Here is a 15,211-nt window from a genome sequence, read left to right as displayed (position 1 = left end):
AAAATCTCGCGCTTGCAGAGAATGCCCGCTTCCCGCCCCTGGTGTCGATCGAGCGGGCTTCAGCCTTGGTTCTCGCCTGAATGTCCGCTTCGGCGGTGCGGCAGGGGCGCCTTCGCGACCGCGGCGAATGACCGCTCCCCGCCCGATTGTGTTGAAAAACTCTGCGAACCAAAAAAATGGCTCGAAATCTTGGAATACTATTCCCGAAGGCCGCCCCTTGGCAAACTGCATTTGCTCAGGAGGGGCGCGTCAAAGTACTCCAAGATGTCGTCCAGCTGGCCTGAACGGTGTTCCTGCTCAACCTGTCTATGAAAGCGCAGAGGGTTCGGCCCTCAAGGCGCTGCCGCGGGCCTGGATGACCCTCCTCCTGCCGGCAGCACCGGTGTGGCAGCCCCCCCAGCGGGATCCGGGGATGTCTGCACCGCAAAAGGTGCACTTGTCTTGCGGCCTCTCCAGAAGCGTTGCTTGGCGTCGAGGCTCCCGCCCGACTGACCCAAGCATGGGCTCCCTACCCCCTTTCACACGCTTCGGAGAGTCTCTCCGACCCAACGTACCCGTCCGATTTGCGCTCCATGCTATCCGCTTCCCCGCCAACCCGCTGCGCGACCTTCTCCCAACTATGCCATCGTGCTTCACTCCGGGGTCATGAACACGGCGTTTCTCTTGATAGCAATGTATTCCGGGCGACCGATCATTCCCGCTGAGGATGTCGCCAGGGATTTTTCAGTCTGAGTACCGACAAGTTCGTCCGCAAAGTCTCGGCTGGTTCCATCGCCCTTCCTCTCGTCCGCATGGAAGCGTCGCAGAAATGCGCCAAAGGCGTCCATATCGACGATTTGGCCGAGTACCTGGACAAGAGGCGGGCTGCTGCCGTCAAGGAATGCCTGCAACTGCGGGGCCTTCGGTAAGCGTGTTCCCCTCTGAAAATCGCCGAAGGCCAGCCTGCTACCCATGGCACAAAGCTACCACCCTCCTCACCTCGTCCGACAGCACGGATTGGTTTCTGTCAGAAAACTGCGTATATTTCTGACAGGAGAACGATCATGCAGCGCCTTGCCGAACAGATATTGACCCATGCAGAGGGACTTCCGGAAGGAGCGCCACTTGCCGCAAAGGGGCTGCTGCACCTCGGCAGCCGTGCCGGTGTGGATCAGGCCTTGTCGCGCCTCGCCGAGCGCGGCCAGTTGATCCGTGCCGGACGCGGGGTTTACCTGCGACTGATCAAAAGCCGGTTTGGAACGCGCGCACCGACCGTGGAACAGGCCGTCGAGGCCCTCGCGGCGCAACGTGGCGAAGTCATTGTTCCAACCGGCGCCGCCGAAGCGAATGCGCTTGGGTTGACCACGCAAGTGTCTGTTCGCTCCGTGTACCTGACCTCGGGTCGCAGCCGCACGCTCTCATTGGGCAAACAACTCGTGGAACTGCGCCACGCCCCCCGATGGCAACTCGCCCTGGGGAAGAGGCCGGCAGGCAGTGCTGTTCGCGCTCTGGCCTGGCTCGGGCCGGAACAGGCAGAGACAGCTCTTAGATCGCTGAAGCAGAAACTGCCCGCAGCGGCGTTTGACGAATTGGTAACGGCAGCACCGCAGTTCCCGACCTGGCTTGCACGCAGTGTCGCAAAGGCGGCGCATGCCTGAGCCCTTCCTGTCTTTGTCGTCTGAAGACCGCAAAGAAGCCCTGGCCGTAGCTGTAGATCGCACCCGGCGGCCCACACCAGCGAAGAAGCGCGGTCGGGCAGCATGCTCGGCGAGCTAATGGCGATGCCTGACACTTAACACCAAACTCTAGCGCGGACGCTCCACATCATAGGCGACAAAAAAGGGGAAACCGCCTTCAATGCCACGACATCGGATCTCATATTGACTGTCACCACCGTCCCTGCTCCGACAGAAAAGATAAGCTAACTTAGCTCTGGGACTTGCCTCCGTGGCGAAGCCTATGGCGTTGCAAAGTTTGCCGAGCTCCTTCTATAGTATCTAAATCTGATGTAGAGAGCTGAAGTTTTGCCATTAACCGATCATTAGAAAACTGTATTGCAGCCTGGGCACCATCGGCGAGCGTAAACCTACCCTCAAATCTAGAGAAATCGGACGCCGAGAATTCACTCAACGGAACCGGAAGTCTCCTAAATTCATTGGGCGTAACCTCAAGAACACCGCCACCGTAGAACCTCCCCTCGATCTCTGCGAAGAGCAGCGTCAACGAATTGTAGAACGACGCACAAAGGTCATGAATCGCGACCCCCGGCTTCATCCGGATATGATAAGCTGAATCGGTTGCAAGCACACCGCACTCATTTACGCAAAACCGCGGGACGATGTGTGAGCGTTTGAAGAAAAAACCCTCATTCGGTTGAACAACCGGAACCTTAAACCAGTCCTTTCTATGCCTACACTTGTAACGCTGATCGATACCTTCTTCTTCACCTAATTCTATATATCGTTGAACTGCCTTAGGCAACTTTTCAGCGTGTAATTTGGAAAAATCCAGAAGATAGCAAGCCTTACCGGTAGATTCGAGCTCATCAAAGTGCTCGACCGAAAAACTAACCGCATCGCCGAGGAAACTTGATTTTTTTATGATCGGCCGCGCCCAACGAGTGAGCTTATTAAACTCCAGGTCAGCTCGGGACAAAATAAAATAGTCGTTCGCAGCGGTGACAGTACCAGCAGCATTATCGCAAAAATCCGAGACACGTTCACAGTTCTGGTCGATCTTCTGAATTAGGTTAAGCACCTCACTATCCAGTAAGAATCCTTTCATCTCTAAAGAGGCGGCTTTGATGGCTCCAGACGAAAGACGGCAACTTGATTGAACCCCTGCTGTCTCAAGTGATGCTACTCGGTGCAGCACAGTTTCACACGGACCTTCTCCTTTGGTCGCAATAACAGTAACTGCATCTTGGTCTATGGATTTGAAAGCTTTCTCATTCGGAATGTAGATATCAAGGGTCGTGAAGTGACCCTCCATCCAGTCCCGAAGGCGCTTGCCATAAGATACAGTTAAGAATTCATAAGGAATAACGAAAGCGAGGACACCTTTTTGTGCCAGCTTCATCGTGGCTTTCACAACGAAACCCGCCCATGCGTTCCTGAGATGCCTGCCTTCAAAATCATATTGCTCACCGATGCGGTCAAGACGCGACCTCGTATCCGGGTCACAACGATGCCAACTCACATACGGTGGATTACCAATGATGATATCGAATTGCTTAGGCCAAACCTCCGGCAGGTCCTCAAAGAAGTCGCCACAATAGACATGAGCCTTGTCGAATTCGGCTTTGCAGTGTGTGATCGCTTCTTCGTCTTTGTCCAGCGCGTAGATATTCAGAGAGCTTGTCGCCAACAGCGTGCGCACAAACGAACCGTCACCACAGCTTGGCTCAAGAACAGAGCCGATCGCCGTGACATCCAGTTTCGCCAACGCCTGAGCAACAACCACTTCAGTGACTGCTGCTGGCGTGTAGACAACCCCGTTTCCTTTCGGATCGTAGGAAGAATTACTACGCAATGGCACTGAGTTTGAATCTTTCATATTCCTGTGTCAACTCATCAATCTGCTCGAGCAGCGCAATTTTTCTCTCATTTGTAAGACGCGGATCCTCCTTCAAAAAGCGAAGACGCGACCTAAGTTTCCTGATTGCTTGAGATTGCCAGATCTGTTGATGACGCATGAGGCCAAGTTTCAACTCGCGGATCATGTAGGTTCCGACGGGACTCAACGCCAGAAAACGGCCATCGACTGAGCGATCAAGATGCGTTTCGTACTCAAGCGAGCAAGGATCCTCAAAACCGACTTCTCCGTTGTTTGGTGTGTCAGGATCATCACCAATCCAAGTGTCCCACTTTGCGCGGTTACAAAATGGACAACTATAGATAAGGTTGGAATAAGTGGCGCTTCGCTCTGGAAACCTCTTCTTGGGTGCAAAGTGATCAATTTGAAACACCCTAATGCCCCCCAGTATATAATCAGGCGTATCGCAGTAGCCGCAACACTCTCCAAAATCCGTCTTGAGCTCCGTTTTATAAGCCCTGTAGTGGCCTTTGGATGGCGGGTTGGACCGCTCGGGTCGGCGATCTCGAAGCATCATTCATTCTCCCGTGGCTGCCCAAGTTCAGTTTCAATCTCGGCAGCGAGATCAGCGGCCCTGCGCAGTAGATTATTGAATGGTTCGAGGGCGTTTTCTTTTAGCAGACGAGGGACTGCTGCTACTCGCCCCCCAATGGCTCGCTCCAATCGCCCGTCGAGATCGAGCAATACCTGCAGTTCTTCTGCTCGCAAGGGTTCTTCTAGTGACCGCTGGTATAACTCCTGAAAGGATTCTTCCAACCGGCGCCGGTCAGCCCTGTACTCTTCAATTTTCGTACGAACTCGCAGAAAGAATGGAAGTTTACTTTTATCTTTTTCACCTGAAGCGGTCTTCTCAGCAAGATAGTCATCTTTGGGGAAAATCAAGTTTACATCATGGAGCTGCTCAAGCGCGTGCGGAACATAATTTGTTGTCAGGAAGCAGGGGAACCCCTCGAAATGCTTTTGCACCTCCTGAATAAGATCCAGTCCCGAATATTGGACGTCGGCCTTATATTCGCTAAGGCGAAAATCCGTGATCAAGACCTCACAACGGGATTCTATGATCTTCTCCAGCATCGTATTGATATCCGCCTCGGGAACTACCGTCGCAACTTCATCATCCCCAAAATAGCCAGAGAGGGCAGCGGCGAGTACTACTCGCCGCCCCTGGTCCGCTTCTTCATCTACATATAGCAACATCGTCAGACACCACTTTTCCCTGCTATCGGCAAAGAAAACTCCAATCGGAAGCCGAAACTTTCGGTCTTACGGTACGCACGCACGGTCCCATCGTAGGAGCGCACCACCGACTCAAGTATCCACATACCCAAGCCAGTGCCTGCTCCTTTGCCTTCACGATCTTTCTTTGTCGTGACGTTGAACTCGAATATTTCGCTCGGATCTTTGATTGAGCTGTGAATGCCAGGACCATTATCTTCATAGATGATACCAACCTCCTTCTCACTCTTAGCAAAAATGTCTATCTTTATTCGCCGCTCGCCTCCCCCCATGCCATCGACGAAAGCTTCGAATGAATTCAGGATCAAGTTGTTGAAAATGCTGTCAATATCAATTTCGAACGCCAGAATCTCTGCTGCGAATCCATCTTCGAAATTGAGATCCAATGCGATTTCTCTCGGCCGAAGGAAGCCATCCCAAACGACCTTCAATTCCTCTAGGTGACTGCGCATATCGACGTTGGATCGCCGACGGCGCCCGGAGCGAACGGCCGAAAGTGCGAAATTGAACCACTGCGCCGCCTTCCTGTCGGAGGCTTCCATGTCACGAAGGATGGCGAAGGGATTGAACGCCTCGTTCTTGTTGGCAAATTCTTTTTCATCCAGATGGCGTGCCAACAACGCGGCGAGCTGCTGATTGCGTCCTGCCAGCGTGTTCAACTGTCCCATTTCGTGGGCAAAGGACACCATTACGGTGCCAAGTGTCGCCAGTGACCTCAGAATGACCTGATCCTCAGCTTGTTCCTTGAGCATGTTCTCTTGGACGGTCACCGTCTGGGCAAGCTTGCGTACATCGTCTGAGGAGCTCTCAGGTTGCGCTTCAATTTTGCGTGCCAGTTTCAACCCTTCTGACCGCACTTGCTTATCGGCATTTTCGACTTTGTAGGTCTCAAGTAGGTTGTAGAGAACACGGCTCCGATCCCTTTCCAGTTCATTGACGAACCTCAGAATGAGGGCCTGGAATACCCGGAATTCTTCTGTTTCGATAATGCCTTCGCGGTTTGACTGATCGACAAGAACGCTATTTTCATTGCGAGAAATGTTCACCGTTCCAGCAATATTCTGAGGTGGAACGGGCCAGTTGAGGCGTGTGGGTGCTGCAGGGTTTGCGGCCCTTCGCTGACCAAGCGACAGCCAGTCATATGCTCCGCTTTTGGGCTCGCCGTAGGGCCTCACACCAAAGTTGTCTCGATAAATGCGAATACCCCCAAAGATATCGAGCCATTCCTTTCGCCGTTGCGGCTGAAAGCTCCGATATGGATACTGTCGATCTTCGGCCTTTGATGGCATTTGAAGCTTGAAGAACCGCAGGACAACCTCGAACGGACCGATGGACCGCGCGCGATTGAAAAAGAGCTCGGACTCTCCTGGAAATAGATCTTCGAGCGATTTTACGTAGCTTGTGGCCCGATTGCTGAAAGCTTCCTTGGTAAACGGTTCCTTTTTCATGTCTTTCCGCATGAAGAGCGCTTTCGGAAACTCATCATGGTTGAGTTCATTGCGGACGACCGTGAACTCCACCGCACCATCCGACTGAACCTTTGCGGTCAGCCTGTAGTCAAAATCCTCAAGTACGTCGGACGCGACACTGTTTGATTGGTTGGGATCTCGGTCGTCGCGCAGATAAATGCTAAATGCACGCTGTTCGTCGGGGGGCGCAAGAACACCCAGCGTGCGTCGAAGCTTCTTGATCGAGTCCCTCGACCAGTTGTCGCGCACCTCCGAAATTTCGATTGATGTGCCAGTACGACTTTCCGACGCCTTTTTCGCAAGCTCCTCGAGATCCGCGATTGCCGCAACTGCGGACAAATCTTTTTGGAATCCAGCCGTTCCTAGCTCAATCTGAGCAGTTACCTCGTCTAGGACCGCTCCGTCTTTCTCGAATTTGTTCCAATCAACGGTCCAAGTCAGCGTTTCACTATTACCAGCTTCTGTGATGGTGCTCGAGTGCAGTTGGCATCGTGCTCCCAGCCGATCAAGGGCAAACCTACCGATCCCTTTGGCTCCGGTCCTAGTGCGACCAAGCTTGGATGAAGATTCCAGTTCTTTGTTGGCTGTTCCGATGACCATCCATGCATCACGGATTGCGTCGTCTCCCATACCTGCACCATCGTCGATCACTGTGATCGTCACAAGATGCCGAATGAGTTCGGCCTCCGGACTGTGCTCATCGGCGAGGCATGGGCGCAGATTGGCTGTTTCGCCATCAAGATCGTAGTGGTTTTCGGGGTTCAGGCCCCACTCAGCCAGTCGGTCGAATTCATCCTTCGAAATCTTTTCCGGAACCCCGGTGTAGGTTGGCGATATCCGAACAATGCAGAAAGACGCATCGGCGTCATAGGAGTTCTTGACCAACTCGCTGATTGCGCTCTCTGCGGTAGCAACATTTTCACGCCCAATCAGGCGAGCCGTTCGGGCAGAAACCCGAAAAGGGACTTCCTGAACTTTATTCATGACGAACTCCAAAGGCTCGAAAGCGGAACCGCGAAGATGTTCTCTCCGAAGGGAACGATCTTATCGTGATCATAGAGCACCATACCCTGCACGAACTTGTCCCCACATGCATCGGCCAACTTCCGCATTCCGGAAAAGTCCGCCGCTGATACCGTTGCTGAAGACTTGACCTCAATCCCGATGACTTCGCCGCGACGATTCTCCAAAACCAAGTCGACCTCGTTCTTATCCTTGTCCCGGAAGTGAGCGAAGGAGCATCTCTGTTCGCTCCATGAAGCGATTTTGCGCAGTTCGCTGAACACAAAGGTTTCCAAGATCGGACCGAAGCAGGTCTTATCCTTCGCAACCACATCTGGTGACACATCGCGCATTGCTGCGAGCAACCCGGCATCGAGAAAGTGCAGCTTGGGCGATTTGGTAAGACGCTTCAGACGGTTCGTGAACCAAGGCTGCAATGTATGGACAAGATAGAGGCTCTCGAAAACGCCTACGTACTTCCGGGTCGTCACGTGATTGAGATCGAGAGCGCCACCGATAGCTGAGTAATTGACCAATTGCCCTGAATGTTCAGCGAGCACGGACAACAATTTGGGCATGACTGCGAGCTGATCGATTTGGGCCACGTCACGCACGTCTCGCTGAACGATCGCATCAAGGTAGCCGTGGTACCAGTCTTGCTTGCGCGCCCATCTCTTTCGACCAAGAGCCTCCGGATAGCCGCCGGACAAAACGACCTCGATCAGCTCATGGCCAACGACTATGTGTTTTGACGAAGGCATTTCTCCCGCAAAAGCTCGATCGATGAAATTCGACTTGGTGCCAATAATCTCAGACTGGCTTAGCGGCAGAAGCCTGATGACTTCCATGCGCCCGGCCAGGGAGTCTGCGACCTTCGGAAGGGTCATCAGGTTGGCAGATCCTGTCAGCAGGAAGCGACCTGGCGTCTCGTCATCATCAACCAGGTTCTTGATCGCGAGGAGCAGGTCCGGAACACGTTGCACCTCGTCGATCACGGCACGATCGAGACCGCGAACGAACCCGACCGGATCATCGACCGCGGATCGCAGGACGTTGGCATCGTCCAATGTCAGAAAAGGTGTCCTGTCGGCGGCGACATCCATCGCGAGTGTCGTCTTCCCCGACTGACGCGGGCCAGAGATCAGAACGACGCGGGTGTCTGACAGCGCCTCCTCTATCCTCTCTTTCGCGAATCTCGGGTACATGTTCTGTTTGTCTCCATCCGGCCGATTGAAATTGCGCTTCCGACCGGTTGAAAGTCAATAGATGACCGTTTGAAAGCAGGCATCCGACCGTCTGAAACTAAAGGTTAGGGAAATCGAAAGACCACACGCGGCGAGCAGCAAGCTGATGACATCAGCTCACCTTCTCCATACGCTGCCCCTTCGCAACAACCCGATCCGTGTCGCTGAGCTGCTTGAGCATTGGGGCGATCAGCTTCACCAAATCGACAGGTCGCCTATCGGTTGACCCGTACAGCCTCGCGACGCCAACATTTGGTACTTGGTACACCCCACAATGGCATTACCGACTGTAAATTAATGATTTTTTCATCCAAGTCCGTCCAATCCATCACAGGATGAACGGCAACCGCGCGGCAAACTCGGCGGCGCCGGGGCAACCTGACTAGCGAGCCCAAATCTTGGAATTTCGAGGTTAATGGCGCACCCATCAGGATTCGAACCTGAGGCCTTCGCCTTCGGAGGGCGACGCTCTATCCAGCTGAGCTATGGGTGCCTGCGCATGGGGGTGATACGGCAAAGCGGCGGCGCCCGCAATCGGGAAATTTCGTCGGCGAGGCATTCGCTTGTTATGGCCTCTGGCGAGCCGCGCGCCCTGCCCCGGAGCCGCCTTGCGGGGCCTGACACACGGACGCCAAGCCAAGCGCAGCCAGAAACGAGCGCGAAAGATCATGTCGCCAAGCGCACCCTGCGGAACACCATTCACGGCAGAATAACGGATCAACCCTAAACTGTGCCCGTGAGCGAGATTCTCTCATTTTTCAAAGACTCATTTTTTCAGGAGACACAGCATGACCGGTATGACCCACGCCCTGTCCCGATACGATTACCTCGTGAAGCAATGCCTCGACGGCAAGGCCCTGTTGACCGAGCCGCCACTGGCGCAGCATTTCGGCCATCTCCTCGGCAAGCCGAACGAGATCACCGGGAACCTGTCGCACCAGGCAATCCTCGACGCCTATATCGCCCTTGTCGACGGCATGAAGACCACGACGGTCACCCCCGGGCCGGCCGAGGCCGGGATGACCTTCTTCGGCCAGTTCGTCGACCATGACATCACGCTCGACGCCACCAGCAGCATCGGCAGGAAGATCGACCCTCGCTCGATCCGCAACGTGCGCACGCCGACGCTCGACCTCGACTGCGTCTACGGTGACGGGCCCGACGCGAGCCCGCATCTCTACCACAACAAGCACAAGGACTACCTGCTCTTCGGGCGCGACGACTGCCCGCTGGACCTCGCCCGCAACGCCAAGGGCACGGCGCTGATCGGCGATCCGCGCAACGACGAGAACATCCTGGTGAGCCAGATCCAGGGCGCTTTCATCTGCCTGCACAACATCCTCATGAGCCACGCCAACGACGGCGCGCGGGCGGAGAACGAGGTGAGCCGGATGGTCCACGGCGTCGGCGGCATGTCCATCCGCAAGACCGTCTGGACAGAGACAGTGGTGCCGCGGCTGATGGACTTCGAGCACGTCCGGCGCACCGTCCGGCTGCACTACCAGTGGCTGGTGCTGAACCAGCTCCTGCCCTCGTTCGTCGACAAGGCCTGCATCAAGGCGGCGCTCGCGGCGCCCTACGTCTTCGGCAAGCACGGCCCGATCATGCCGGCGGAGTTCTCCGGGGCGGCCTACCGCTTTGGCCACGCCACGGTGCAGGCCAGCTACAAGCTGAGGGCAGACGAGCAGCCGCGGGATCTGTTCGCGATGATGAAGGCGTTCAGCCCGCGGGTGCCCGATGACGACATGCACATGAACATGTTCTTCGACCTCGAGGACGGCAACGTCCAGATGGCGCTGCCGGTCGGCACCAAGATGGCCGAGACGCTGTTCGCGCTGCCGGATGGCATCGTGAACAAGTCCGAAAAATGGGGCGAGATCGAGGTGCCCGTGGCGGAAGCCAAGAAGCTCGCACTGCGCAACATCCTGCGCGACCGGACGGCGCTGCAGCTGGCCTCGGGGCAGCAGGTGGCGCGGTGGCTTCAAGCTCATGCGCCGCATCTGGGCATCAAGGAGCTCAAGGCGCCCGAGGCGCTGGCCTCGCGGCACATCGACAAGACGCCGCTATGGTTCTATTGCCTGCAGGAAGCGGACGCGGGCGGCAAGCTCACCGGCGTCGGCGGCACCATCGTGGCGCAGGTCTTCGTGCGGCTGCTGCGCCTCGATCCGGAAAGCATCCTAAACACCGACTTCACCCCGTGGGAGGGGTTCGGCAGCGCCGACATGACCATGGGCAAGATGATGAAGTGGATCGAGACCAACCGCGACACGATCCCGCTGGGCAACGAGCTGCGCTGCGGCTGAGCCATCCCGGGCGCGCCGCCCGCAGGTGGCGCGCCGTTTCTCAGATCGAGACCGAAGGCGCCCGTCAGGCGAAAAGCTCGTGCGCCAGTTCCAGCGCGTCGACAAGCGCGTCGACCTCGGCCTCGGTGTTATAGAGCGCGAAGGACGCGCGGCAGGTCGCCGAGAGCCCGAGGTGGTCCATCAGCGGGCCTGCGCAATGGTGGCCCGCGCGCACCGCGACGCCCTTCTTGTCGAGGATCGTCGAGACGTCATGGGCATGCGCCGCGCCGTCGAGCGTGAACGAGAAGATCGCCGCCTTGCCGGGCGCGTTGCCCTGCACCTGCAGCCAGTTCAGCCCCGAGAGCCGCGAGCCGGCATAGGCCGCGATCTGCGCCTCGTGAGCGGCGACGTTCTCCATCCCCAGCGACATCAGGTACTCGAGGGCGGCGCCCATGCCGATCTGCTGGACGATGCCGGGGGTGCCGGCCTCGAACTTCATCGGCGGGTCGGCATAGGTCACGCAGTCCTTGTGGACCTCGCGGATCATGTCGCCGCCGCCCATGAACGGGCGCATCTCGGCCAGCCGCTCCTTGCGGATGAAGATCGCGCCCGAGCCCGAGGGGCCGTAGAGCTTGTGGCCGGTGATGGCGTAGAAATCGCAGCCGATATCCTCGACATCGACCGGCATATGGACCGCGCCCTGACTGCCGTCGACCAGCACCGGCACGCCCATCTCGCGCGCGGCGTGGCAGATGGTCTTCACGTCCACGACCGTGCCGAGCACGTTCGAAAGCTGCGTGACGGCCACCAGCTTGGTCTTCGGGCCGATGGCGTCGATCACCTTCTGCGGGTCGAGCGCGCCGGTCTCGTCCACGTCGACCCACTTCAGCACGACGCCCTGACGCTCGCGCAGGAAGTGCCAGGGCACGATGTTGGCGTGGTGCTCCATCACCGACAGCACGATCTCGTCGCCAGGCTCGAAACGCGGCATGGCCCAGGAATAGGCCACGAGGTTGATGCCCTCGGTGGTGCCGGAGGTGAAGACGATCTCTTCCTCGTCCTTCGCGCCAAGGAAGCGCGCCGTGATGCCGCGCACCGCCTCGTACTTCTCGGTGGCGAGGTTCGACAGGTAATGCAGCCCGCGGTGGACGTTGGCATATTCCTCGGCATAGCCGCGGGTCACGGCGTCGATTACCGCCTGCGGTTTCTGCGCCGAGGCGCCGTTGTCGAGATAGACGAGCGGCTTGCCGTTGACCTCACGCGAGAGGATCGGGAAGTCGCGGCGAATTTCGGAAACGTCAAACATCAGCCTGCCATGGTTTCGGGGGAGACCCCTGCTAGCACGAGTAGAAGGACCATCGCAAAGGCAAGTGCGATGGTCACGATGACGAGCAGCAGCAGGGCTTTCCAGAGATCGCTGAAGCCATGCGCCACTTCGAGGAAGTTGATCAGGATCCAGACGCCGGCCATCAGCGCGGCGACCAGCAGGAGCGAGCCCAGGGCCGAGGACAGCAGCCCCGCCAGCAGCACGACGAGCTGCGCCAGCGCCCGCAGGACGTGGAACCACGCGAGCAGCAGCGCGATCTCGATGTCGCGCCCGGTGCCGCCAAGCGCCCGCCCGACCACGCCGAGCAGGACGATGGTCACCGCGAGCTCGAGCGCGAGGATCCCCGCAACGAAGACCGGACCAAATTGCGCGGGCAGTGCCTCGGCCGGGACCAGCACGAAGGAGATCCCCGCGACCAGCCCGTTCAGCACCACCGACAGCGCCAGCGCCGTCAGGATCGCCTCACGGCTCAGCCGCATGGCCAGCAGCAGGCGCGCCACCTCGCGCGGGGCCGCAACCGTCTGCAGCGCCAGCCGGAGGAAGCCCGCCGGGGTCATTCCGCCGCCGCCTTCTGCGACGCGACGAGCCCGCCGAGCCAGAACCACACGAAGACCGCGAACCACAGCAGACCCACGATGGTCAGCTGCGGCCCCGTCCCCACCAGCCCCGCGACGAGCCCGTTCAGCAGCACCAGCGGCGTCGCCGCCAGCAGCGCCCAGAACAGCGCCAGCCGGGCGCCGTAGCCCGACCCCTTGCCGCCGAAGAGGCGGGCGGCAAGGTGGCTGAGGAAGGCCAGCACGTAGAACAGCAGCGGTGCGATCACCAGCCACGCCAGCAGCGAGGCGCCGAGCATCGGGTTGAGCTCGGTCCCCGCCAGATGCGCCTGCCGTGCGAGCTGCGGCATCTGCGCCACGAAGAACAGACCGCAGGCGGCCATGACGAACATCAGCGCGCGGTCCTCGCGCGGTCCCTGTCGCAACAGGCGCCGCACGACGGCCCCCGGCCCCCGGTAGGTGGCCAGGATCTCGCGCGAGAGCGTCATCAGCCGCGGCGCCGCAGGAGCCAGGCCTCGACCCGGCCTACGATCTCTTCCTGCAGGCTCTCATCCTCGATCTCCTGCACCGCTTCCGCGATGAAGGCGATCGTCAGAAGGTCCTCGGCGATGCCACGCGGCAGGCCGCGGGCGCGCAGGTAGAAGAGGCCGTCCTCGTCGATGGCGCCCGAGGTGGACCCGTGCGAGCAGGCCACGTCGTCGGCGTAGATCTCGAGCTCGGGCTTGGCGAGGAACTGGCTGTCCTCGTCGAGCAGCAGCGACTGGCTGATCTGGTAGCCGTCGGTCTTCTGGGCACCCTGCTTCACCAGGATCTTGCCCTGGAACACGCCGGTCGCGCCGTTGCGCAGCACCTTCTTGAAGACCTGCCGGCTTTCGCAGTTCACCGCGTCATGGGTGACGAACACCGTGTCGTCGTGGTGGAAATCGCCGTCGCCCATGCAGGCGCCCGCGATGTGGCAGACCGCGTCGTCACCGGTCAGCTCGACCACGCACTCGTTGCGGGTCAGCACGCCGTTCACCGTCAGGGTGAAGGTCTTGAAGGTGCTCTCGGCGCCGAGCCGCGCGAAGATATGCGTGGCGGCGCGACGCTCGTGGTCGCGGCCCTGGGCGCGGATGTGGTGGAACCCGGCGCCGTCGGCCACGTCTACTTCCATCACCTTGTTGAAACGCGCCGCCGCGGGCCCGTTCTCGAGCACGGTGACGTCGCCGCCTTCCTCGACCTTCACCACGTGGTGCAGGATCGCGTCCGAGGTCTCGGACTCGTGGTAGTAGATCAGCGCGACCGGCTTCGAGACCTTGCCGGTGACGCGCATCAGGATGCCGTCTGTGGCGAAGGTGGTGTTGAGCGCCGCGAGAGGACGCTCGACCGGGGTCTGGCCGTCCTCTTCGAGCTTGCCGTAGAGATCCTGCGCCCAGTGGATGTCCGCCGCATCGGCGAGCCGGGCGATCTCGATGTTCTCGAGCGCCAGCGGATCCGAGGCCTCGGCATCGAAGACGCCGTCGCGGAACACGATCTTCAGGCGTTCGACACCGTCGAACACCAGCGGCTCGTCCCCCTGGAACACTGCGGCCGTGGGGGCCTCGGCCGCCACGAGCGTGTCGGGGCGGGTGTATTTCCAGTACTCGTCACGGGCGCCGGGCAGGCCCATCGCCTGCAGCCGGGCAAGCGCCGACTGGCGCGCCGGCGCCGACCAGCCGCCCTCGGGCAGGTCGAGCGCGGCAAGGCGCGCGTCGGTCGCCGTCTGCTTCGGTTGCGGAAGTGCCATTTACGCCTCCTCTTCGATCAGGTGCGCGTAGCCTTGCGTCTCGACCTCGAGCGCCAGCTCGGGGCCGCCGGTCTTGATGATGCGGCCGTCGTACATGATGTGGACCACGTCCGGCTTGATGTGGTCAAGCAGGCGCTGGTAGTGCGTGATCACGAGGAAGCCGCGACCCTCGTCGCGCAGCGCGTTGACGCCGTCCGAGACCAGCTTCATGGCGTCGACGTCAAGGCCGGAGTCGGTCTCGTCGAGGATGCACATCTTCGGCTCGAGCATCGCCATCTGCAGGATCTCGTTGCGCTTCTTCTCGCCGCCCGAGAAGCCGACGTTCACCGGACGCTTCAGCATCTCGGCGTCGATCTTCAGGCTCTTGGCCTTTTCACGCACGACCTTGAGGAACTCGGTCGAGGACATCTCCTCATCGCCACGTGCCTTGCGCTGAGCGTTCACCGCGGTGCGCAGGAAGGTCATGTTGCCGACGCCGGGGATCTCGACCGGGTACTGGAACGCGAGGAAGAGGCCTGCCGCGGCGCGCTCTTCGGGCTCCATCTCGAGGATGTCCTCACCGCCGAGCGTGGCCTCGCCCTCGGTCACCACGTAGCCGTCCTTGCCGGACAGCACGTAGGAGAGCGTCGACTTGCCCGAGCCGTTCGGCCCCATGATGGCGTGCACCTTGCCCGCTTCCACGGTCAGGTTCACACCCTTGAGGATCTGCTTGTCCTCTTCCTCAAGTTTCACCTGCAGGTTCTTGATTTCCAGCATGTT

At 59.0% G+C, this 15,211-nt stretch carries 13 protein-coding genes and 1 tRNA gene; 2 read left to right on the top strand and 12 right to left on the bottom strand.

Annotated elements, in window-relative coordinates; translation table 11 throughout:
• Positions 1-632 precede the first annotated feature (632 nt).
• Positions 633-953, bottom strand: coding sequence for a hypothetical protein (locus BLQ77_RS29945; protein ID WP_446000276.1), 321 nt, complete (start codon positions 951-953; stop codon positions 633-635).
• A 90-nt stretch (positions 954-1,043) separates the two neighbouring features.
• Between BLQ77_RS29945 and BLQ77_RS08015 the strand changes: the two genes are divergently transcribed.
• Positions 1,044-1,637 carry a DUF6088 family protein gene (locus tag BLQ77_RS08015; protein ID WP_089957635.1) on the top strand — a complete coding sequence of 198 codons (594 nt, stop codon included), beginning with the start codon at positions 1,044-1,046 and terminating at the stop codon, positions 1,635-1,637.
• Positions 1,638-1,905: 268 nt separating this feature from the next.
• Here BLQ77_RS08015 and BLQ77_RS08010 read toward each other — a convergent pair whose 3' ends face one another.
• The 6 genes from BLQ77_RS08010 to BLQ77_RS07985 form a co-directional block, all read right to left on the bottom strand.
• A complete protein-coding gene (locus tag BLQ77_RS08010; RefSeq protein ID WP_089957631.1) occupies positions 1,906-3,534 on the bottom strand; it encodes an Eco57I restriction-modification methylase domain-containing protein in 1,629 nt (542 codons plus the stop codon).
• A complete protein-coding gene (locus BLQ77_RS08005; protein ID WP_089957629.1) occupies positions 3,503-4,090 on the bottom strand; it encodes an HNH endonuclease signature motif containing protein in 588 nt (195 codons plus the stop codon). Before BLQ77_RS08005 ends, BLQ77_RS08010 begins: the two co-directional genes overlap by 32 nt.
• Positions 4,087-4,770 carry a hypothetical protein gene (locus BLQ77_RS28415; RefSeq protein ID WP_131821997.1) on the bottom strand — a complete coding sequence of 228 codons (684 nt, stop codon included), beginning with the start codon at positions 4,768-4,770 and terminating at the stop codon, positions 4,087-4,089. The genes BLQ77_RS08005 and BLQ77_RS28415 overlap by 4 nt, the downstream gene beginning before the upstream one ends.
• Before the next feature lie 2 nt (positions 4,771-4,772).
• Entirely contained in the window at positions 4,773-7,262 is a 2,490-nt protein-coding gene (locus BLQ77_RS07995) for an ATP-binding protein (protein ID WP_131821996.1), read from the bottom strand.
• Positions 7,259-8,485: an ATP-binding protein gene (locus BLQ77_RS07990; RefSeq protein WP_089957623.1), complete on the bottom strand. Its 1,227-nt coding sequence runs from the start codon at positions 8,483-8,485 to the stop codon at positions 7,259-7,261. Before BLQ77_RS07990 ends, BLQ77_RS07995 begins: the two co-directional genes overlap by 4 nt.
• Positions 8,486-8,940: 455 nt before the next feature.
• A tRNA-Arg gene (locus tag BLQ77_RS07985) sits at positions 8,941-9,017 on the bottom strand.
• Positions 9,018-9,312: 295 nt separating this feature from the next.
• Between BLQ77_RS07985 and BLQ77_RS07980 the strand changes: the two genes are divergently transcribed.
• Complete coding sequence (locus BLQ77_RS07980) at positions 9,313-10,827, top strand: peroxidase family protein (protein WP_089957618.1); 1,515 nt, start codon at positions 9,313-9,315, stop codon at positions 10,825-10,827.
• A gap of 64 nt (positions 10,828-10,891) precedes the next feature.
• On the opposite strand, the gene BLQ77_RS07975 is transcribed toward BLQ77_RS07980, so the two are convergent.
• From BLQ77_RS07975 to sufC, 5 genes are read right to left on the bottom strand one after another with little or no spacing between them, the layout of a single operon-like run.
• Complete coding sequence (locus BLQ77_RS07975) at positions 10,892-12,112, bottom strand: cysteine desulfurase (protein ID WP_089957615.1); 1,221 nt, start codon at positions 12,110-12,112, stop codon at positions 10,892-10,894.
• A complete protein-coding gene (locus BLQ77_RS07970; protein ID WP_089957613.1) occupies positions 12,112-12,690 on the bottom strand; it encodes a YIP1 family protein in 579 nt (192 codons plus the stop codon). The genes BLQ77_RS07975 and BLQ77_RS07970 overlap by 1 nt, the downstream gene beginning before the upstream one ends.
• Positions 12,687-13,175 carry a YIP1 family protein gene (locus BLQ77_RS07965; protein ID WP_089957610.1) on the bottom strand — a complete coding sequence of 163 codons (489 nt, stop codon included), beginning with the start codon at positions 13,173-13,175 and terminating at the stop codon, positions 12,687-12,689. Before BLQ77_RS07965 ends, BLQ77_RS07970 begins: the two co-directional genes overlap by 4 nt.
• Positions 13,175-14,452: a Fe-S cluster assembly protein SufD gene (gene sufD, locus BLQ77_RS07960; RefSeq protein WP_089957607.1), complete on the bottom strand. Its 1,278-nt coding sequence runs from the start codon at positions 14,450-14,452 to the stop codon at positions 13,175-13,177. Before sufD ends, BLQ77_RS07965 begins: the two co-directional genes overlap by 1 nt.
• Complete coding sequence (gene sufC, locus BLQ77_RS07955) at positions 14,453-15,208, bottom strand: Fe-S cluster assembly ATPase SufC (RefSeq protein ID WP_008884011.1); 756 nt, start codon at positions 15,206-15,208, stop codon at positions 14,453-14,455.
• Between the last annotated feature and the right edge of the window lie 3 nt (positions 15,209-15,211).

The sequence above is a fragment of the Salipiger thiooxidans genome, from assembly GCF_900102075.1.
GTDB classification, from domain to species: domain Bacteria; phylum Pseudomonadota; class Alphaproteobacteria; order Rhodobacterales; family Rhodobacteraceae; genus Salipiger; species Salipiger thiooxidans.
The sequence above is the reverse complement of the archived record's forward strand: the minus strand, read 5'-3'. Positions and strand labels throughout refer to the sequence as shown.